The 19,323-nt window shown below is 64.5% G+C and carries 20 protein-coding genes; 13 read left to right on the top strand and 7 right to left on the bottom strand.

The features are described 5' to 3' along the window. The first annotated feature begins 24 nt into the window (after positions 1-24). The 10 genes from FXB41_RS19800 to FXB41_RS19755 all read left to right on the top strand — a co-directional run bounded on the left by FXB41_RS19800 (position 25) and on the right by FXB41_RS19755 (position 8,478). Entirely contained in the window at positions 25-855 is an 831-nt protein-coding gene (locus FXB41_RS19800) for an urease accessory protein UreD (RefSeq protein ID WP_007599808.1), read from the top strand. Positions 856-879: 24 nt separating this feature from the next. After that, entirely contained in the window at positions 880-1,182 is a 303-nt protein-coding gene (locus FXB41_RS19795) for an urease subunit gamma (RefSeq protein ID WP_007599811.1), read from the top strand. Between the two features lie 110 nt (positions 1,183-1,292). Further along, complete coding sequence (locus FXB41_RS19790) at positions 1,293-1,598, top strand: urease subunit beta (RefSeq protein WP_007599812.1); 306 nt, start codon at positions 1,293-1,295, stop codon at positions 1,596-1,598. 57 nt (positions 1,599-1,655) lie between these two features. Continuing rightward, complete coding sequence (locus FXB41_RS19785; RefSeq protein WP_007599813.1) at positions 1,656-2,195, top strand: HD domain-containing protein; 540 nt, start codon at positions 1,656-1,658, stop codon at positions 2,193-2,195. Positions 2,196-2,232: 37 nt separating this feature from the next. Next, on the top strand, positions 2,233-3,948 hold the full coding sequence (gene ureC, locus FXB41_RS19780; protein ID WP_219682902.1) for an urease subunit alpha: 1,716 nt from the start codon (positions 2,233-2,235) through the stop codon (positions 3,946-3,948). 143 nt (positions 3,949-4,091) lie between these two features. Then, on the top strand, positions 4,092-4,391 hold the full coding sequence (locus FXB41_RS19775) for a putative quinol monooxygenase (RefSeq protein ID WP_007599815.1): 300 nt from the start codon (positions 4,092-4,094) through the stop codon (positions 4,389-4,391). Positions 4,392-4,405: 14 nt separating this feature from the next. Further along, complete coding sequence (locus FXB41_RS19770) at positions 4,406-5,020, top strand: urease accessory protein UreE (protein ID WP_219682901.1); 615 nt, start codon at positions 4,406-4,408, stop codon at positions 5,018-5,020. Next, positions 5,001-5,729, top strand: coding sequence for an urease accessory protein UreF (locus tag FXB41_RS19765; protein WP_219682986.1), 729 nt, complete (start codon positions 5,001-5,003; stop codon positions 5,727-5,729). The genes FXB41_RS19770 and FXB41_RS19765 overlap by 20 nt, the downstream gene beginning before the upstream one ends. A gap of 159 nt (positions 5,730-5,888) precedes the next feature. Next, positions 5,889-6,512, top strand: a complete 624-nt coding sequence (gene ureG, locus FXB41_RS19760; protein ID WP_219682900.1) for an urease accessory protein UreG — start codon at positions 5,889-5,891, stop codon at positions 6,510-6,512. A 298-nt stretch (positions 6,513-6,810) separates the two neighbouring features. Next, entirely contained in the window at positions 6,811-8,478 is a 1,668-nt protein-coding gene (locus FXB41_RS19755) for a CHASE domain-containing protein (RefSeq protein WP_219682899.1), read from the top strand. Here FXB41_RS19755 and FXB41_RS19750 read toward each other — a convergent pair. From FXB41_RS19750 to FXB41_RS19730, 5 genes are all read right to left on the bottom strand, one after another. Continuing rightward, positions 8,475-9,083, bottom strand: a complete 609-nt coding sequence (locus FXB41_RS19750) for a TetR/AcrR family transcriptional regulator (protein ID WP_198288318.1) — start codon at positions 9,081-9,083, stop codon at positions 8,475-8,477. The genes FXB41_RS19755 and FXB41_RS19750 overlap by 4 nt on opposite strands. 87 nt (positions 9,084-9,170) lie before the next feature. Continuing rightward, positions 9,171-10,313, bottom strand: coding sequence for an OpgC domain-containing protein (locus FXB41_RS19745; protein WP_219682898.1), 1,143 nt, complete (start codon positions 10,311-10,313; stop codon positions 9,171-9,173). A 179-nt stretch (positions 10,314-10,492) separates the two neighbouring features. Further along, positions 10,493-10,948 (bottom strand): hypothetical protein, encoded by a 456-nt coding sequence (locus FXB41_RS19740; RefSeq protein ID WP_007599822.1) that lies wholly within the window; start codon positions 10,946-10,948, stop codon positions 10,493-10,495. A gap of 76 nt (positions 10,949-11,024) precedes the next feature. After that, on the bottom strand, positions 11,025-11,396 hold the full coding sequence (locus tag FXB41_RS19735; RefSeq protein WP_007599824.1) for an ElaB/YgaM/YqjD family protein: 372 nt from the start codon (positions 11,394-11,396) through the stop codon (positions 11,025-11,027). 78 nt (positions 11,397-11,474) lie between these two features. Further along, a complete protein-coding gene (locus FXB41_RS19730) occupies positions 11,475-12,587 on the bottom strand; it encodes an AI-2E family transporter (RefSeq protein WP_219682897.1) in 1,113 nt (370 codons plus the stop codon). Between the two features lie 208 nt (positions 12,588-12,795). Between FXB41_RS19730 and FXB41_RS19725 the strand changes: the two genes are divergently transcribed. Beyond that, positions 12,796-13,641, top strand: coding sequence for a L,D-transpeptidase (locus FXB41_RS19725; RefSeq protein ID WP_219682896.1), 846 nt, complete (start codon positions 12,796-12,798; stop codon positions 13,639-13,641). 17 nt (positions 13,642-13,658) lie between these two features. Continuing rightward, complete coding sequence (locus FXB41_RS19720) at positions 13,659-14,312, top strand: DUF2865 domain-containing protein (protein ID WP_219682895.1); 654 nt, start codon at positions 13,659-13,661, stop codon at positions 14,310-14,312. 167 nt (positions 14,313-14,479) lie between these two features. Here FXB41_RS19720 and FXB41_RS19715 read toward each other — a convergent pair whose 3' ends face one another. Further along, the gene (locus tag FXB41_RS19715; protein ID WP_219682894.1) at positions 14,480-16,573 is read right to left on the bottom strand and encodes a methyl-accepting chemotaxis protein; all 2,094 of its coding nucleotides are present in this window, start codon (positions 16,571-16,573) and stop codon (positions 14,480-14,482) included. A 274-nt stretch (positions 16,574-16,847) separates the two neighbouring features. Here FXB41_RS19715 and FXB41_RS19710 point away from each other — a divergent pair, with 274 nt between their 5' ends. After that, positions 16,848-17,003, top strand: coding sequence for a Thivi_2564 family membrane protein (locus tag FXB41_RS19710; RefSeq protein ID WP_007599832.1), 156 nt, complete (start codon positions 16,848-16,850; stop codon positions 17,001-17,003). Positions 17,004-17,155: 152 nt separating this feature from the next. Here FXB41_RS19710 and FXB41_RS19705 read toward each other — a convergent pair whose 3' ends face one another. Continuing rightward, positions 17,156-19,321, bottom strand: a complete 2,166-nt coding sequence (locus tag FXB41_RS19705; RefSeq protein ID WP_219682893.1) for a malate synthase G — start codon at positions 19,319-19,321, stop codon at positions 17,156-17,158. Positions 19,322-19,323: the final 2 nt, after the last annotated feature.

Raw genomic sequence — 19,323 nt, 5'->3', positions numbered from 1 at the left:
TGCCGCGACCGGCTGGGGAGGCGGATGCGCAGCGACGTTTTAGCGACATCTTCGGTGTTCGACGCCAACCGTGCCCGCGGAGCGGTGCGCTTCGACGTCCACGCGCGCGACGGTGTGACACGTCGCGGGATCTTGCATGAGTCCGGCTCCCTGCGCGTGCGCTTCCCTTCGCCGGAGGACGAGGGGCTCTCCGGCGTGTTCGTCAACACGGCCGGCGGCGTCGCCGGCGGCGATCGCTTCGACATCGAAATCGCGGCCGCAGATGGTGCGAAGCTGACGCTGACGACGGCGGCCGCGGAAAAGGTCTATCGCGCGCCAGGGCAGGCGGCGGAGCTCAATATAGCGCTGAAGGTTGCCGCAGGCGCACATCTCGGCTGGCTGCCGCAGGAGACGATCCTGTTCGACCGGGCGCGCGTGCGCCGTCGCTTCGACATAGACCTCGATGCGACTGCCTCGCTCCTGCTGTGCGAGATCGTGGTGTTCGGCCGTACCGCGATGGGTGAGCGGATGGAGCAGGGCGAGTTCGTCGACCGCTGGCGACTGCGTCGCGGCGGCAAGCTAGTGTTCGCCGAGACCGTCAGGCTCGACGGCAATATCGGCGCAAAGCTTGCGCGATCGGCGGTGGCGAAGGGCGGCGCTGCGATCGGGACGGCGCTGATCGTGCCCGGCGACGAGGCCCTGATCGAGCGTCTCCGCGAGGCCTCGGAATCCTTCGCCGGTGAGGTCGGGATGTCCGCCTGGAATGGCTTTGCAATGGCGCGGTTCTGTGCCCAAGATGCGGCGCGCCTGCGTGGCGACATGATGGCCGTATTGGCGCGCACCGGTGCGGCGCTGCCGCGGCTCTGGCTGAATTGACGAAGTGAACGGAAGAGATTTCGTATGAACCTGTCTCCGCGCGAAAAGGACAAGCTTCTGATCTCGATGGCGGCGATCGTGGCCCGCCGCCGGCTGGATCGCGGCGTCAAGCTCAACCATCCGGAGGCGATCGCGCTCATCTCCGATTTCATCCTCGAAGGCGCGCGGGATGGCCGCACCGTCGCCGAGCTGATGCAAGCGGGTGCGCAGGTCCTCACGCGCGACCAGGTGATGCCGGGCATTCCCGAGATGATCCACGACATCCAGGTCGAGGCGACCTTTCCGGACGGCACTAAGCTCGTCACCGTGCACGAGCCGATCAGGTAGTTTTGAATTCGTCATTCCGGGGCGCCTGAAGGCGAACCCGGAATCCAGAGATTGTTGATCGAGATTCCGGGTTCTCGCTGCGCGGGCCCCGGAATGACGAGGAGGATAGAATGATTCCCGGCGAACTCTTCATCCAGGACGGCGAGATCGAGCTCAATGCCGGCCGCAAGACCGTGACGCTGACGGTCGCCAACACCGGTGACCGCCCGATCCAGGTCGGCTCGCACTACCATTTCTTCGAGACCAACCCGGCCCTGAAGTTCGACCGCAAGAAAGCCCGCGGCATGCGCCTCGACATCGCCGCCGGCACCGCCGTTCGCTTCGAGCCCGGCCAGACCCGCGACGTTCAGCTCGTCGCGGTGGCCGGCAAGAAGACCATCTACGGCTTCCGCGGCGACGTGATGGGGAAGCTGTGAAATCCACAGGAACGAGCGTGGCGCGGCATGGTTGAGGCGAAAACGGAGGACTTTGCCATGCTGTCACCTGTCCGCCTCGTCTCCGAAGCCGCCGAGCTCGCCGCGCGCCGTCACAACGGCATGGCGCGCAAGGGCCGTGGTCATGAGCCCTACATCAACCACCTCGCCGAGGTCGCGAACCTGCTTGCCACCGCGACCGACGGCGCCGACGCCGAACTCGTTGCCGCAGGCTGGCTGCACGATGCGATCGAGGACACCGACACCACGCGCGAGGAGCTCGCGCAAAAATTCTCCGACCGTGTCGCGTCGCTTGTCGAGGAATGCACCGACGATATGAGCCTGCCTAAGCCGGAGCGGCGGCGGCGTCAGGTGCTCGACGCACCGAAGAAATCGGCTGGCGCCAGGCTGATCAAGATCGCCGACAAGATCAGCAATATCGGCGCGCGCGTGCATTCCGATCCGACGGCCGAGGAACGTGACGATCTCGTCGACTACACCGACTGGGCCGAGCAGGTTGTCGCCGGTTGCCGCGGCGGCAACTCTTGGCTCGATACGACATTCGACGACACGGTGCTCACAGCGAGGACCTCGCTGTGAGCACCGGTCCAAAATTCAAACGCAAACGGGGCTTGTGATGTCCGTCAAAATAAAGCGTTCGGTCTATGCCGACATGTTCGGCCCGACCACCGGTGACAAGGTGCGGCTGGCCGACACCGACCTCATCATCGAGGTCGAGAAGGATTTCACCACCTACGGCGAGGAGGTGAAGTTCGGCGGCGGCAAGGTGATCCGCGACGGCATGGGTCAGTCGCAGGTCACCAACAAGCAGGGCGCGGCAGACACCGTCATCACCAACGCACTGATCGTCGATCACTGGGGCATCGTGAAGGCCGACGTCGCGATCAAGGACGGCATGATCGCCGGCATCGGCAAGGCCGGCAATCCCGACATCCAGCCGGGTGTCACCATCATCATCGGCCCGGGCACCGACGTAATCGCGGGTGAAGGCAAGATCCTCACCGCCGGCGGCTTCGACAGCCACATCCACTTCATCTGTCCGCAGCAGATCGAGCACGCGCTGATGTCTGGGGTCACCTCGATGTTAGGGGGCGGCACCGGGCCGTCGCATGGCACGTTCGCCACGACCTGCACGCCGGGGCCGTGGCACATGGGGCGGATGATCCAGTCGTTCGACGCCTTCCCGGTCAATCTCGGCATCTCTGGCAAGGGCAACGCCTCGCGGCCCGCCGCGCTGGTCGAGATGATCAAGGCCGGGGCCTGTGCGCTGAAGCTGCACGAGGACTGGGGCACGACGCCGGCCGCGATCGACACCTGCCTCTCGGTCGCCGACGACTACGATATCCAGGTGATGATCCACACCGACACGTTGAACGAATCCGGCTTCGTCGAGGATACCATCAAAGCCTTCAAGGGCCGCACCATCCACGCCTTCCACACCGAGGGCGCCGGCGGCGGTCATGCCCCCGATATCATCAAGGTCGCGGGGCTCAAGAACGTGCTGCCGTCCTCGACCAACCCGACGCGGCCCTTCACGCGCAACACCATCGACGAGCATCTGGACATGCTGATGGTGTGCCACCACCTCGATCCCTCGATCGCGGAAGATCTGGCGTTCGCGGAAAGCCGCATCCGCAAGGAGACCATCGCGGCCGAGGACATCCTGCACGATCTCGGCGCGCTCTCGATGATCTCGTCGGACTCCCAGGCCATGGGCCGCCTCGGCGAGGTCATCATCCGGACCTGGCAGACCGCCGACAAGATGAAGAAGCAGCGCGGCTCGCTGCCGCAGGATAAGGGCAAGGACAACGACAATTTCCGCGTCAAGCGCTACATCGCCAAATACACGATCAATCCCGCGATCGCCCATGGCGTTTCGAAGCTGATCGGCTCGGTGGAGAAGGGGAAGCTCGCCGATCTCGTGCTGTGGTCGCCGGCCTTCTTCGGCGTCAAGCCCGATTGCGTCGTCAAGGGCGGCATGATCGTCGCCGCTCCCATGGGCGATCCCAACGCCTCGATCCCGACCCCGCAGCCGGTGCATTATCAGTCGATGTTCGGCGCCTTCGGCAAGGCGATAACCGCATCCTCAGTGGTGTTCACCTCGAAGGCCGCGATCACCGGCGGCCTCGCGCGTAAGCTCGGCATCGACAAGAAGCTCTATGCGGTCCAGAACACCCGCGGCAGGATCTCGAAGAAGAGCATGATTCACAACGACGCCACGCCCAATATCGAAGTCGATCCGGAGACCTATGAGGTTCGCGCCGACGGCGAGCTTTTGACCTGCGCCCCCGCCGAGGTGCTGCCGATGGCGCAGCGATATTTCATGTACTGAAATAGCGCCTCAACGCATGTCTCAGGAACATGTCCTGGTCGCATATCCGGGGGCAGCTTTTCCGGGTTTTGCGTTCGATCCCGCCTGGTCTAAGGTACCCGCCGGGTATCTGAAGCCCAGAAGAAAAGCCGGGAGGATTTCTCGTGATCTACGTCGTCGCCACCTTGACCATCAAGCCTGAAACGCGCGCCGAATTCATTGCAGCTGCCACCGCCTGCATCAAGGAGACGCGGAAAGAGCCCGGCAATATCGCCTATGATCTGCATGAGAGCGTCACCGATCCCGCCAAGATGGTGTTCGTCGAGCAGTGGGAGAATGCCGAAGCACTGGTGCCGCATCGCGCCATGGAGCACATGAAGACGTTCGGCCGCGTCGCGGTGAAGTGTTTTACGGCGCCGCCGAAGATCGAAGTGATCACGCCCGAGAAGGTCGAGACACGGTAACGGGGTAAAAGCGCATGATCCGGGCGACGCAGGTCAGGGGACAACACCGCTTCGCGGAAGCGCCGGCGGATACGGTCGTGCTCGATTTCGACGATCGACACCGCCGCCGGATGGCGATGACGGGAACGCGGGGGCTCGAGTTCCTGCTCGACCTGGAGAATGCCGTCGCCCTGCGCGGCGGCGATGCACTGGTGTTGGAGGACGGCCGACTGGTCGAGGTGGTCGCCGCGCCCGAGCCGTTGCTCGAGATTCGCGGCCACGATCCGCACCACCTTATTCGCGTCGGCTGGCATCTCGGCAATCGCCATCTGCCGACGCAGATCATGGCCAAGGGCCTGCGCATCCGCCGCGACCACGTCATCGAAGCCATGGTGAAGGGCCTCGGTGCGCGCGTGATCGAGATCGAGGCGCCGTTCGATCCCGAGGGCGGCGCCTATGCCGATGCCGGTCATGCGCATGGACACGACGACCACGCGCATCACGATCATGGCCACGATGATCATCACGGTCATGACCACCATCATGATCATGCCGCACATGGCGACGGTCACGATCACCATCACCACGACGAGCATTGCGATCACCCCGATCATCACCACGGCCACAAGCATGCTCATGACCACAAATGAGCCGGTCGCGGCCCGCGACCTCGCGGAGGGCGAGGCGGCGGCGCTGTACCGGCTGATGACGTGGCTGTCGCCCGCGTTTCCCGTCGGGGGCTTTTCCTACTCCAGCGGCATCGAATGGGCGGTCGAGGCCGGCGACATCACCGACGTCGCGTCGCTGGCGGACTGGCTCGACGCGATGCTTCGCGATGGCTCAGGCTTCTGCGATGCGATTTTTCTGGTCCACGCCTATCGCGCCACTGAAGCGGGCGAGGGCGACACCTTGAGCGATATCGCCGAGCTCGCCGCGGCCTTCGTGCCCTCGCGCGAGCGGCAACTGGAGACGACATCGCAGGGCCATGCCTTCGTCGACATCGCCCGCGCCGCGTGGGATGCCGACGGGCTGGACGCCATGGTTGCGGCATGCCGCACGCCACTGGTCTATCCCGTTGCTGTTGGCGTGGTCGCCGCGATGCACGGCGTGCCGCTGGCACCGACGCTGCACGCCTTCCTGCATGCGTTGGTCTCGAACTGGATTTCCGCGGCCAGCCGGCTCATTCCGCTCGGCCAGACCGATAGCCAGCGCGTGCTGGTGAAGCTGGAAGCCGCGGTTGCCGCGACGGCAAATCGTGCGCTGGCTGCGACGCTGGACGATCTCGGCGGCGCGACGTTTCGCGCCGACCTCGCCAGCCTGCGGCACGAGACGCAATATACGCGGCTGTTTCGGTCATGAGCAGGGTGAGTTGCTCTCCGCCGTCGTCCTGGCGAAAGCCAGGACCCATAACCACGAATGCGCGTGGCTATGCACAGATGCGGCTCCAGCGTGCCGTGACAATCGGGTTCAGTGGTAATGGGTCCTGGCTTTCGCCAGGACGACGATAGGAAAGACTCAATGCCTACATCTCACGGTCCCTTGCGCGTCGGCATCGGCGGTCCGGTCGGATCGGGCAAGACCGCGCTGATGGACCTGCTCTGCAAAACCATGCGCGAGCGCTACGACATCGCGGCGATCACCAACGACATCTACACCAAATGGGATGCGGAATTTCTCGTGCGCTCGGGTTCGCTGACGCCGGATCGCATTGCCGGGGTCGAGACCGGCGGCTGTCCGCACACCGCGATCCGCGAGGACGCCTCGATGAATCTCGCCGCGGTGGCGGATATGCGCGCCAAGTTTCCCGGGCTCGATCTCGTGCTGATCGAATCCGGCGGTGATAACCTCGCTGCCACTTTTTCCCCCGAGCTCGCCGATCTCACCATTTACGTCATCGACGTGGCGGCCGGCGACAAGATCCCGTCCAAGGGCGGCCCCGGCATCACCCGGTCCGACCTCCTTGTCATCAACAAGATCGACCTGGCGCCCTATGTCGGCGCCTCCCTGGAAAAGATGGAGACGGACGCCAGGCGGATGCGCGGCGAGCGGCCGTTCGTCATGACCAACCTGAAGAAGAACCAGGGGCTGGACCGCATCATCGGCTTCATTGAGGCCAAAGGCGGCTTGAAACGGGCCGGCTGACCGGCGCGACCAACCTAACGCAGGCGTTTCCCCCCGTTAACGCCATGGGCAGAGCCGTGTCCACGGAACAAATTTCGGTCACGGCAATTGATTACCTCCGGTGCCCGGAGCAAATCCGTCCCGGCCGGACCAGCGGCGGGCCGATTTAAGCTTCTCAGGCGACCAAGTTGCGTACCGATGTCTCCTCCTTCATTATCCCGGCCATTGGGGTCCACCCTGTTTCGGCACGTGCCCGTTCGAGCGGCGTCCATATGCTCCGTGTTTATTGCCGACCTCCTGCTTTCGCCTGAGTAGTCGCGTGGTCCGGCTGGGTTTCATCATTGGCTTCATTGCTCTTCTCGGAGCCCTGCTCTCCGGGCTTGCGGCCTATCGCGTCCACGACCAGGAGCTGGCGCTGGACCGGATCGCGCTGGCGCGCGCGATCGACGTCCATGCGAGCCTCGTCCAGGACCGGCTCACCGAGCGCGAACTGCTCGCGCGGGTTGCCTCCGGCCTGTTCCGGGCGCCGTCGGTGCTCAAGCCAAACATGCTCGAGCCGCTGCGCTCGGCCATCTACGCCTTCAAGACCGATTTCGTGGTGGCGGGCTGGGTCGCCCGCCTGAAGCCGAACGAACTTGCCGCAGCACAGGCCGCCATCGCGAGCGCCGGCTTCCCCAATCCGCGAATCCGCACCTATGACGACAAGCCGATCGATCCCGCAGGTGTCACCCAGCCGATCGACGTGCTGATGGATCTCGAGCCGCGCAGCAACGAGACCAAGGGGCTGCCCGGCCGCAGCTACGACCAGGATCAGGTGCGCAGCGCCATGCTGGCGCGCGCCAGAGTGGAGAAGAGATCGGTTGCCTCAGAACCGGTTGCCCTCCTGCGCAGCGGCGGGCCGATCGGCATCATTGTGGCCGCTCCCGTCATCCCCGAGGGCGCGACGGAGCCGGCGGGCTTCATCACATTTTCCTACGAGCTCTCTTCCCTGATGCTGACCAACGACGACATGTCGTTGTTCGCGGTCGCACTGAAGGATCCGCGCCGGGAGGGGGGCGAACTCGTCGCCAACGATCAAGGCGTGGTCTCGGCCCGAACGACAGCGGCTGAGGGGCCGGCGCCGTCGGCGACGCGCACGGTGAGCTTCGGTGGTCGCGACTGGCAGCTCGGCTATTACGCCAAGACCAATTCGGCGCGCCGCGCCGAGCAGACTGCGATCATCGTGGCGGCGATCGGCTTTGCGATCACCGCGATGGTGTGCGGCCTGTTCGGCTATGTCGCCTACAACAATTTGCGGCTCAGCCGGGAAATCCAGGTCAGAATCGGCTTCGAGCGCCGGTTGACTGCTGTCATCGACGAGCTCAACCACCGGGTCAAAAACATCCTGGCGGTGATCCAGTCGATCGTGACCCGCACGCTGCGCCATGGCTCGGACATCGATGTCGCGCGCGAGCTCCTGATCGGCCGCATCCACGCCATGTCCAACGTCGTCTCACTGCTCAGCGAGAGCCAGTGGCAGGGGGTCAAGCTGAAGGGCCTGTTCGAGGCGCGCGCCATCCCGCATGCCGACCGCATCGCCGTCACCGGTCCTGATATCGCAGTCAGCGCGCGCGCGGCGCAGAGCCTGTCGCTGCTGTTCTTCGAGCTCGCCTCGCACTCCGACGAGGGCCTGTCGCTGGTCGGCAAGCATCCGCACATCACTGCCAATTGGACGGTGACGAACGAGGGGGCCGGCGAGGTCTTCTATTTCCGCTGGGAGGAGTTCAACACCAGCGAAGCGACGCGCCGCCCGGATTCCGATTTCGGCCTGATCCTGCTCGACCGCGTCGCGCCCGAGGCGCTCGGCGGCACCGCCAAGCGCTATTTCACCGACGTCTCCTATGTCTACGAGCTGACCGCGCCGATGGAGACGGTCGAGGACATGACCGAGCGCGACCGCACCGACAAGCTATCAGCACCGATCCGGCCGGCGCGGAAAACGCCCTAACTCTTCGGGCGCAGCACGAGGTCAACCAGAGTCCGCGCGTAGGCCGGCGTGATCGGCGCGATGCCGAAGACGTAGCGGTAGAACAGGCTGCCATAAATCGCGTCGTAGAGATCCTGGGGCGGCGCTTCCGCCAGAATGCTGCCGTCGTTCTGGCCCGCGGCGATCATCTCGATCAGTGCGTCGCGGCGGAATTGCAGGTAGCGGGCGTAGAACAGCTCCGCCGAGCCGGTCTTGGAGATGCATTCGGAGATGACGGCGAGCTGGACCTTGCCGAACTCGCCCTGGAGCGCTTCGGCGTAGGCCGCGGCATGGCGGCGTGCGCGCGCGGCGGGGCTGCCCGAGCTTGCAGGCGGCAGCGGTAGCATCTGCGCGGCATGGTGAAGGAAGGCGTCGATCAGCAAGGCTTCGCGGGACGGCCACCATTTGTAGATCGTCATCTTGGAGACGCTGGAGTGGCGCGCGATTGCGTCGATGGTGGTGGCGGCAAGGCCGGTGGTGGCCATCAGCGCATAGGCGCTTTGGAGAATGGCGTTGGTGGTCTCGATCGACCTCGGCCGGCCGCGCCGGGGCGCGCTGTCGGCTCCCTCACTCCCGCCATTCGCCATCACCACGCCGGCCTCCTCGCGCAATCCGCTGCCGCTCCGCATAGCCCAGCCGTGACGGCCGGCCTAGCGGAATCGGAAGGTGTCGAGTTAGGTCTGCTGCCGCAAGGCCGCGGGCAGGTCCTGCCGCTTCGACCAGCCGATGTAATATGCGACCGCGGCCATCGCCGCGAAGCCGGCCAGACTCACGGCGATCTGCATCACCACCAGATTGGCGCCGGTGATCAGGACGAGATGGCCGGCGAGGGACAGGAACACGCCGACGCAGAACACCGCGAGCCATTCCTCGCCGCATCTGATGACCGCCCGTAACGGTCTCCATTGCAGGGCGGGATGATCGGCCGGGACGAGATATGTCGCGAGGAAAGCGAGTGCGAGGAAGTGGACCACGCGATAGGGTGCGAGGTTTTCCTTGTCGGTCGGCGTGATATTGTCGAGCACGATGTTCGGCAAGTAGGCGGCAAGCGCGGGCGAGTGGCGCATCAGCGTGATCGCCATTGCGAATACGAGATAGGCGCCCGCAAGCACGCGCAGCCAGGACAGGCCATGCAGCGCGCGGCCCGACGCACCGGTCACGGCGAACCAGCCGCCCAGCACCATCAGCATCTGCCAGCAGAACGGGTTGAAGGTCCAATCCTGGTCCGGATAGACCCGGAAATTCCAGTCGAACCAGCGCGCCGCAACGTACAGCGCGACCGATGCCGCAAGCATCAGGTTCGGACGCCGCAACAGGCCCCACAGCGCGAACGGAAAGAAGGCCATCAGCGGGATCATAAGCTGTAACAGGTCGAGATTCAGCGGCTCCTCCTGGAGCACGAGGCCACGCACCAGGATGCGCAGCGGGTGCTCGAGAATTCCCGATATGTTGTATTCGTGGATGATCTCGGGCGCCTTCGATTGCGAGGCGACGTAGGCGATGGTGTCGATATAGATCACGAACAGCACGACATAAGCGGCATACAGCCGCCAGACGCGGCGAAAGATGCGCGTCGCCGCGACGACGTAGCCGCGCTCCAGTGCTATCCTGCCGTGAATGATCGCGACGCCATAGCCCACCACGAACACGAACAAGTCTGCGGCGCCGCTGAAGCCGAAGTTGCGCAGCGTCAGCAAATTGACGACGTTGTTCGGGATGTGGTCGACGAAAACCGACCAGTTGGCGATGCCGAGCGTCAAATAGAGACGAGGGTCGTGATGGAATGCGGCGAGGTTCGCCTGGACGGACGGTTTCATCGAAAAAAATGGCTTTTTGGAATCAGGGGCGCTGCTTTTACCGGCAACCGCCTGCCTATCCGAGTAGCGTTTGCGTGATGGCGCAGGCAACGGCGCAAAATCGGCGCGGGGCCACTGGTGCCGATTCGATAGATGCGTATACGGGACCTGGGACGAAACTTTCTAAGGCGTGCTAGCTGCTACTCGGCAGGTTCGGCCGAGGCCTCGTCGGGTACGCCGGCGCGGCTCGCCATGATTCCGAGGGCGACACCGCCGATCGCCAGGATCGGCAACAGCCGCTTGATCCCGATGGCGCGAACGATCTGGAGTCCGGTGGCGAGCAGCATGGGGTCCGCGAGCATGCTCGAGGCCGCCGACTTCGTGGCGCGCTCGGCCGCGATATAAGCTTGCTTGCGCAGCTGCCGCTTGTAGACCCAATAGCTCACCGCCGCGGTCAGGGTCAGGAGAAAGAAAACGCCTGCACCGGCAAGGCAGGCCTGCACCGGACCATATTTCTCGAGCACCGAGATGAACGCCGCTGCGCACAGGAAGCAGGTGGTGATGAAGAGCGCGAACGCCGCGCCTGCCGCCAACGAGGTCAGCCGCACAGCGCTGCCGGTGGATGCGCTGATCCCGTCGATGATGCGCTGAAACATGGTCTTGCTCCTCAGATCCCCACAAGCCGGCGCCGGCGGCGCCGCTGCGCCACCGTCTCGATACCCATTCGCGACCTCAGCGGCGCCAGGCCGCGCCGATCAGAAAGCCGATGCCGAGCGCGAGCCCGACGGTCGCGAGCGGCCGCTGGCTGATCGCGTCCTCCAGCGTCTCCTCGATCGAGCCGTAGGCCTCCTGTGCCGCGCCCATCATCGCGCTGCCGCGCTCCGACATGTCGTCGATCGCGGAATCCACGTTTTCGCGCGCTTGGCGATAGCCGCGGCGGGCCTGCTTGCCGGAGGAGTTGGCAAAAGTATTGAGCGCGTCGGTGATCTGATCGGTGAGGGCGGCGATATCGCTTTTCACGGCTGCTACATCCTTCTCGAGGCGTTCTCGGGTGGCTTTGTCGGTCCAGTCTCTCATCCCGGCTTCGGCATTGGTGGTGGACATCGGGGGCTCCGAGCTGTTGACGGTTGAGACAGCCGGGAAACGTTTCGTCGTCGGGTAAGTTCCGTTCACGGAAACCGGTCAGTCCTGCGGGAGCTGCGGCGAATCCTGCGGCAACAGATGCTCCTTCAGGATCAGGGCGACGATCAGCAGCGGCGACGACAGGAACGCGCCCATCGGGCCCCACAGCCAGGTCCAGAACGCCAGCGCCAGCAGCACCGCGAGCGCATTGAGCGCCAGCCGCCGGCCGATGATGGTCGGCGTGACGAAATGTCCCTCCAGGAAGGTGATGCCGCCAAAGGCGAGCGCCGCCATCAGGCCGCCGCTGACGGTCGGGAAGGTGACCAGTCCCACCACGACCAGAATGGCGAACATGGCCACCGGTCCGATGATCGGAATGAAATTGAGGGTGGCCGCGAGCGCGCCGAGGCCAGCCGGATTGGGCATTCCGGTGAGCGCGCAGACGATGCCGGCGGCGACGCCGACGCCGACATTGATGAGGGTCACGGTCAAGAGATAGTTGCCGAGATGGACCTCGATCTCGTTGAGGATGCGAAGCGTGCGCAGCCGTGCCTCATGATCGCTGAAGGTCATGATCATCGCCCGTCGCAGGTCCCGCCAGCTGGCGATGAACAGGATCAGCGTGACGAAGAACAGCAGGAATTCGGTAAAGGTCGGTGACAGGAATTCGATCGTCGGCTGCACCCAATCGAATTTCGGCATCTGGAAGCTCGGCAATCCCTCCGAGCCGCCGAGCATCGTCTGCAGCTCTCGCCACAGCGCCAGCGGCCGGTCGAACACGTGGACCTTGTCTTTCAGCTGGGTGCCGAGTTCGGGCAGGCGCGAGCTCCATTCCATCGCCGGCGAGGCGATCAGCGCGACGATGAAGCCGACCACGGCGGTCACCGCGAACACGATCAAGACGGCGGCAAGCCCGCGCGGCACTTTCCGGTTCTCCAGAAAGGTCGCTGCCGGCGAGAGCATCGTGCCGGTGACGAACGCCATCACGACAGGCAGGAAGAACGCCTTACCGACATAGAGTACCGCGACGATTGCGATGAGGAGCAGCCCGGCGAGCGAGAAGGCGACGAACTCTGTGCGGCGGATCACCGGGGGGAGTTCGCCGTGGCTCTCGGGAAGCGGAGTGCCTTCGCCGTTGCCGGGAATCATACGTTCACTGGGAAGGACGCGCACAATACCTCTCCGGCACGGAGTCTTCGGTCCTCGCGCCTATGATCAGGGAGAACGTCCAAGCGCCCTGCGGGTTCCATCGCGGCTTCGTGAAGAAGGGCTCGCTTGACTGTGACGTCGCTGCTGCATCCCGCAGCGGAACTTGTAGCGGTTCGACCGCGTTGATCGAACCAGCGCATCACCCTGATGCAGGCATCCAACGGGGCAGCACATGACGAAGTTCTCTGCAGTCCGACGCCGCATATCGCCGCGCCGCATCACCGCATTCGCGTTCGCAACCGCTTTGCTGGCAGTGCCGTTCGGCGCCGCGAGCGCACAGACGCTGGGCTACACCTATCCGCATCAGCCCTACCCGCAGGACCAGGGCTATTCGCAGGGTTATGCGAGCCAAGGGTATGCAAACCAAGGCTATGCGAACCAAGGCTATGCGAACCAAGGCTATGCGAATCAGGGCTATGCAAGCCCGAACGCGCAGGCCGCCGACGAGGATGCCGCGCTGCCCGATCGCCTGCGCAGGCAGATTGTCAGCTTCGACCGCAGCGAGCCGGCCGGTACCATCGTCATCGATACCAACAATACTTATCTCTATTACGTGCTCGGCCAGGGCCGCGCCATCCGTTATGGCGTCGGCGTCGGGCGCGAGGGTTTTACCTGGTCGGGTGTGCAGAGCGTCAGCCGCAAGGCGGAATGGCCGGACTGGCATCCGCCGGCTGAGATGATTGCGCGACAACCTTATCTGCCTCGCTTCGTCGCTGGCGGCCCCGGCAATCCGCTCGGCGCGCGTGCGATGTATCTCGGGTCGAGCGAATACCGCATCCATGGCACCAACGATCCCGCCACGATCGGCAAGTTCGTCTCGTCCGGCTGCATCCGCATGACCAATGAGGACGTCACCGACCTGTTCGGCCGCGTCAATGTCGGCGCCAAGGTCGTCGTGCTGCCGAAGAACGCGCCGCTGATGGCGAAAGGTAGCGATTCCGTGCGCAAGCGCCCGGCCGTGACGGCGCTGCCCTCGGGCCGGCAGGCGCTGAACGTTTCGAATTCGGCCGTGAACTAAGGATCGTGTGAGGTCACATGAAGAGACGTTCGATCGGCAAACTCGCCGGTGGCGCGGTGGCGTTCGTCGCCGTTGCCTCCGTCGGCCTCGCGCTCACGCCATCGGCCCATGCGGAGGACTTTTTCTCGGCGCTGTTCGGCGGCTTCCGCGGGCGACCGGCGCCCGAGATTCGCATGCCGTTCCAGACCGATGACACGCCACGCTACGACACGCCGCGTCAGCGGGCGTCCTATGGCGGCGGCACGGCCTATTGCGTGCGCGGCTGCGACGGACGTTATTTCCCGGCGCAGGGAAACGATTCCGAGAGCAAGGCGCAATCCTGCAAGAGCTTCTGCCCGGCCTCGGAGACGTCGCTGGTCTATGGCGGCAACATCGACGACGCGACGACGGAGAAGGGGAAATCCTATTCCGACCTGCCTAACGCGTTCCGCTATCGCAATGAGATTGTCTCAGGCTGCACCTGCAACGGCAAGGATCCGGTCGGGCTCGCTCAGGTCAAGGTCGACGACGATCCCACCTTGCGCAAGGGTGACATCGTCGCGGGCGCCGACGGCCTGGTGGTCGCCAGCCGCAATGCCAACGACCGCCGCGGTGTCGCGATGAATTTCTCCCCGCTGCCGGATTCGGTGCGCGCAAGATTCCGCCAAGTGCCGGTGGTGGCGAAGGAGTAGCCCTCAAGGTCGTCCTGGCGAAAGCCAGGACCCATTACCCCAAATGCCGGTGTTGCCCCCACACCGCTGACCACCAGCCTGCCCCTTGCAGAGTGGGGTGGCTATGGGTCCTGGCTTTCGCCATGACGACACCGGCATGTGTGGCTCGTCGTTCCCATATACCCACCCTACGCTGCGCGAATCTTGCCGAGGAAGTCGCTGACCTCATGGCCGAGCTGGCGGCTCTGGCTCTCCAGCATCTCGGAGGCATGCTTCACGTTGTCGGCGGCGGCGGCAGCAGCGTCAGCATCGGATTTGACGCCGGTGATGTTGTCCGAGACGTTCTTGGTGCCCTGCGCCGCAAACTGAGTGCTGCGGGTGATCTCTTGCGTGGCCGCACCCTGCTCCTGCACGGCGGCAGCGATTGCGGTCGCGACCTCGTTCACTTCGCCGATGATGCCACCGATGGTCTGGATCGCGCTGATGGCGTCGCCCGCGACCTTCTGGATGTCGGCGATCTGCTCGGAGATCTCCTCGGTCGCCTTGGCCGTCTGGCTCGCCAGCGACTTCACCTCGGAGGCGACCACGGCAAAGCCACGCCCGGCTTCTCCGGCGCGGGCGGCCTCGATCGTGGCGTTGAGCGCGAGCAAATTGGTCTGCTGCGCAATGGTGTTGATCAGGCCCACGACCTCGCCGATGCGACCGGCCGACTTCTGAAGTCCCTGCACCGTGCCGTCGGTCTCGCGTGCCTGGGTCACGGCGCGGCTGGCGATACCCGCGGCATGCGCGGCCTGCTGGCTGATGTCGTTGATCGAGGCGCTGAGCTCTTCCGCTGCGGCGGCGACGCTGTCGACGCTCATGGAGGCGTCGTTGGAGGCCTTGCCCGCGACCTGAACGCGGTCGTTGGTCTGCCGCGACACCGCGGAGAGATCGCCCGAGGTCTTGCGCATTTCGCCGGAGGCTTCGCTCAATTCGCCGAGTGTCTTGCGCACCGCGCCCTCGAACTCGCCGACATAGGTCTCGACCGCGCGCTGGCGCGCGGAGGCGCCCGCATTGCGTTCGCGCTCCTGCGCCTCGATCGTGAGCTTCTCGTTGGCCTGCTGCTTGAAGGTCTCCAGCGCGCCGGCAAGCGCGCCGATCTCGTCGTTGCGATCGAGATAGCCGCTGTCGACGGCAAGGTCGCCGCCGGCGACCTTCAGCATGGCGTCGCGGATGGTGTTGAGCGGAGTGATGACGCGGCGGCTGACCAGCATGATCGCGCCGACGGCAAGCCCCACGGCGAGCGCCAGCAGCGTAAGCTGCACGATCAGTGCGCGCTCTGCGGCGCCGCGCTGCTCCTGCGTGTGGATCTTGGCGGCATCGAGCGCACCTTCTGCCACTGCGACCGCGCTCGCCATCCGGCCGACCGTGAGCGGGCTCCATTGGTTCGCCGTCATCTCGGGCTTCTCACCCTTGACCAGCGCGTCCGCGAGACGGTCGCGCAAGGCCAGATACTGCGGCTCGAAATAGGAGGTCTTGGCGGAGGCCATCGCGGAGGCGAGCCCCGCCGGCAACTGCATGCCGGCCGTCGACAACTCCAGCGCCTTCCACATCGCGCTCGTGCCGCCGACATGTTGGGTATAGGCGTAGCGGCCCTCCGGCGTGATCTTGCCGGCGGCCAGCCCGGTCGAGACGATCAGCGAAGCTTCGCCTGCTGTGTTGCGGAGCAGCCAGGCGTTCTGTTTGATCGACAGCAACTGGTCGATCGCGGCGTCCAGGTGATTGACGGTGGCGGCCAACGTGTTCGAGAGCTTGTCGAGCGTGTCGAGCAGGCCCTGCGTCGTTTCCATGTATTCCTTGGGCAGGCTGGCGCGGCGCTGGTCCTTCGGCTTGGCGACATCCTCCCAGAACTGCTTCTGCTCCTCGATCAGCAGCTTATAGAGGCGCGCGAGCTCCGGTACCAGAGTGCCCGATTGCGGAAAGTCCATGGCCGGCAGCAGCGCGAGCGCGCGCGCCATGGCGGGCATTTGGGCATCGCGCAGGGCGCGCAGATATTTCTCGATTTCGCCGTCCATCGGCTCGGTCGCGTTCAGCAGGCGGACCGTGGTCGAGCGGTCGGTGCGCAGATTGTGCATCGCCTTGAACAGATCGGCGGACGTGTCGGCGATCTGCGAGATGCGATTGGCGGTCTTCAGGCGATCCCAGGACTCGTAGGCGGTAAGGGAGAGCACGATCACCACGCAGACCGACGTGATCGCGATCACCGCCTTCAGCAGCGCGGATACGGTCAGACGATTCAGCATCGAAGTCCCCCCAATTCCCAATACAAAGTTCGTGAAGTCGCCCCGGCAACAACAGAAAAAGGGGCCCGTAAGACGAGGCAATCGCATGCCGTTTGCGGCTCACGGCCCAAACGGTTTCCGCATCTCAAAGGAAAAGGGTAAAGTTTTAGGCCGGCCGGCTGATCGTAGAAGTACGTATTTACTAGAAGTTGCAGAGGGTTGCGTCGATGGAACCAAGCCGGGAGTTGCGCGTTAGGAGAGGGTCAGCAATTTTGCCTAAAGGGGGGTCCTAGCGATGCTGGTCGGCGTACTCGTCACCTTTCTCGTCGTCATTCTCGTACTTTATCTCATCAACATGCTGCCGATGGACGGCCGCGCCAAGCAGATCGCGCGCGTCGTCGTCATCATCATCGGCATCGTGTCGCTACTGAAATATCTGGCCGTGTTCTAGCCGCGCTTTCGTAGCCCGGATGGAGCGCAGCGCAATCCGGGTCTTGCCCCAATCGATAGCGGCTTCGGATTACGCTCCACTCCATCCGGGCTGCTGCGCCAACAAAAAAGCCCCGGCGTGAGCCGGGGCTTTTGGTGCTCGCCTATTCGGGCCTATCCCGCCCCTTTGGCCTCGCGGCGGCGGGCGGTGAGGATGTATTCGGTGTAGCCATTCGGCTGCTCGCGCCCCTTGAAGATGAGGTCGCTAGCCGCCTTGAAGGCTGTGCCGTCGAAGCCGGGCGCCATCGGCTTGTAGATGGGATCGCCCGCGTTCTGCTTGTCGACCACGACCGCCATGCGCTTGAGCGATTCCATTACCTGGGCTTCGGTGATGACGCCCTGGTGCAGCCAGTTGGCGAGGTGCTGGCTGGAAATGCGCAAGGTGGCACGATCCTCCATCAAGCCGACGTCGTGGATGTCAGGCACCTTGGAGCAGCCGACGCCCTGGTCGATCCAGCGCACGACGTAACCGAGGATGCCCTGGCAGTTGTTGTCGATCTCCTGCTTGACGTCGTCGGGCGCCCAGTTCGACTTCGACACCGGGATGGTGAGGATGTCGGAAAGCTTTGCGCGTGGGCCGCCCTTGGCGAGCTCCTGCTGGCGCGCGGTGACGTTGACCTGGTGGTAGTGCAGCGCGTGCAGCGTCGCGGCGGTCGGCGAGGGCACCCAGGCGGTGGTGGCACCGGCCTGCGGATGGGCGAGCTTCTGCGCCAGCATGTCCGCCATCTTGTCCGGCGCGGCCCACATGCCTTTGCCGATCTGGGCATGGCCGGGCAGGCCACAGGTCAGGCCCATATCGACGTTCCAGTCCTCATAGGATTTGATCCAGGGCTGCGCCTTCATCTCGTTCTTGCGGATCATCGGACCCGCCTCCATCGAGGTGTGGATCTCGTCGCCGGTTCGGTCGAGGAAGCCGGTGTTGATGAACATGATGCGCTTGGAGGCGCGCTGAATGCAGGCCTTGAGGTTGACGGTGGTGCGCCGCTCCTCATCCATGATGCCGACCTTGAGCGTGTTCTCGGGCAGCGACAGCATCTTCTCGACGCGGTCGAAGATCTCGCAGGTCAGCGACACCTCGTCGGGACCGTGCATCTTCGGCTTGACGATATAGGCAGATCCCGTGCGGCTGTTCTTGACCTTGGAGTTGCCTTTCAAGTCATGGACAGCAAGAAGCCCGGAGACGGCAGCGTCGAGCAGGCCTTCCGGAATCTCCTCGCCCTTTTCGTCCAGCACCGCGTCGGTGAACATGTGGTGACCGCAATTGCGCATCAAGAGCAGGCTGCGGCCGTGCAGCTTGACCTCGCCCTTGCCGTCAGGCGTCTTGTAGCTGCGGTCGGCATTGAGCGAGCGCGTCAGCGTCTTGCCGCCCTTCTCGAAATCGGCCGACAGCGTGCCGTTCATCAGGCCGAGCGTGTTGCGGTAGACCAGCACCTTGTCCTCGGCATCGACCGCAGCGACCGAGTCTTCCATGTCGAGAATCGTGGAGACCGCGGACTCCATGACCATGTCCGCGACGCCGGCCGGATCGTCCTTGCCGATCGCGCTGGTGCGGTCGATTTTCACCTCGACATGCAGGCCGTTGTTGGCGAGCAGCACCGCGCTCGGTGCGGCTGCGTCGCCCTGGAAGCCCGCGAATTGCGCGGCGTTCTTCAGCGCGGTGGCGTTGCCGCTCTTCAGCTTCACCGCGAGCTGGCCCGCGACCACGCTATAGGCGGTGACGTCGGTGTGACTGCCGGTCGCCAGCGGCACGGCGGCATCGAGGAAGGCCTTGGCCTTGGCGATCACCTTGTCGCCGCGCGCCTTGTTGTAACCCTTGCCGCTCTCGGATGAATCGTGCGGGATCGCGTCGGTGCCGTAGAAGGCGTCATAGAGCGAGCCCCAGCGCGCATTCGCCGCGTTCAGCGCGTAGCGTGCGTTGGTCAGGGGCACGACGAGCTGCGGGCCGCAGATCTTGCCGATCTCTTCGTCCACATTTTCGGTCTCGACCTTCTGCGTCGCCGGCTCCGGGACGAGATAGCCGATCTCCTTCAGGAAGGCCGTATAGGCGTTGAGGTCGAACGCCTTGCCCTTGTTGGCGCGGTGCCAGTCGTCGATCTTGGCCTGCAACGTGTCGCGCACCGCGAGCAGCGTGCGGTTCTTCGGCCCCAACTCCTTGATGATGGCGGCGAGCCCGGCCCAGAACGCATCCGGCGCGATCCCCGTCTTCGGGGCCGCTTCCTTGGCGATGAAATCGAACAGGACGGGAGCGATCTTCAATCCGTGGGCGTCGACGCGTTTCATGA

The sequence above is a fragment of the Bradyrhizobium canariense genome (genome assembly GCF_019402665.1).
Lineage (GTDB): Bacteria > Pseudomonadota > Alphaproteobacteria > Rhizobiales > Xanthobacteraceae > Bradyrhizobium > Bradyrhizobium canariense.
The sequence above is the reverse complement of the archived record's forward strand: the minus strand, read 5'-3'. Positions and strand labels throughout refer to the sequence as shown.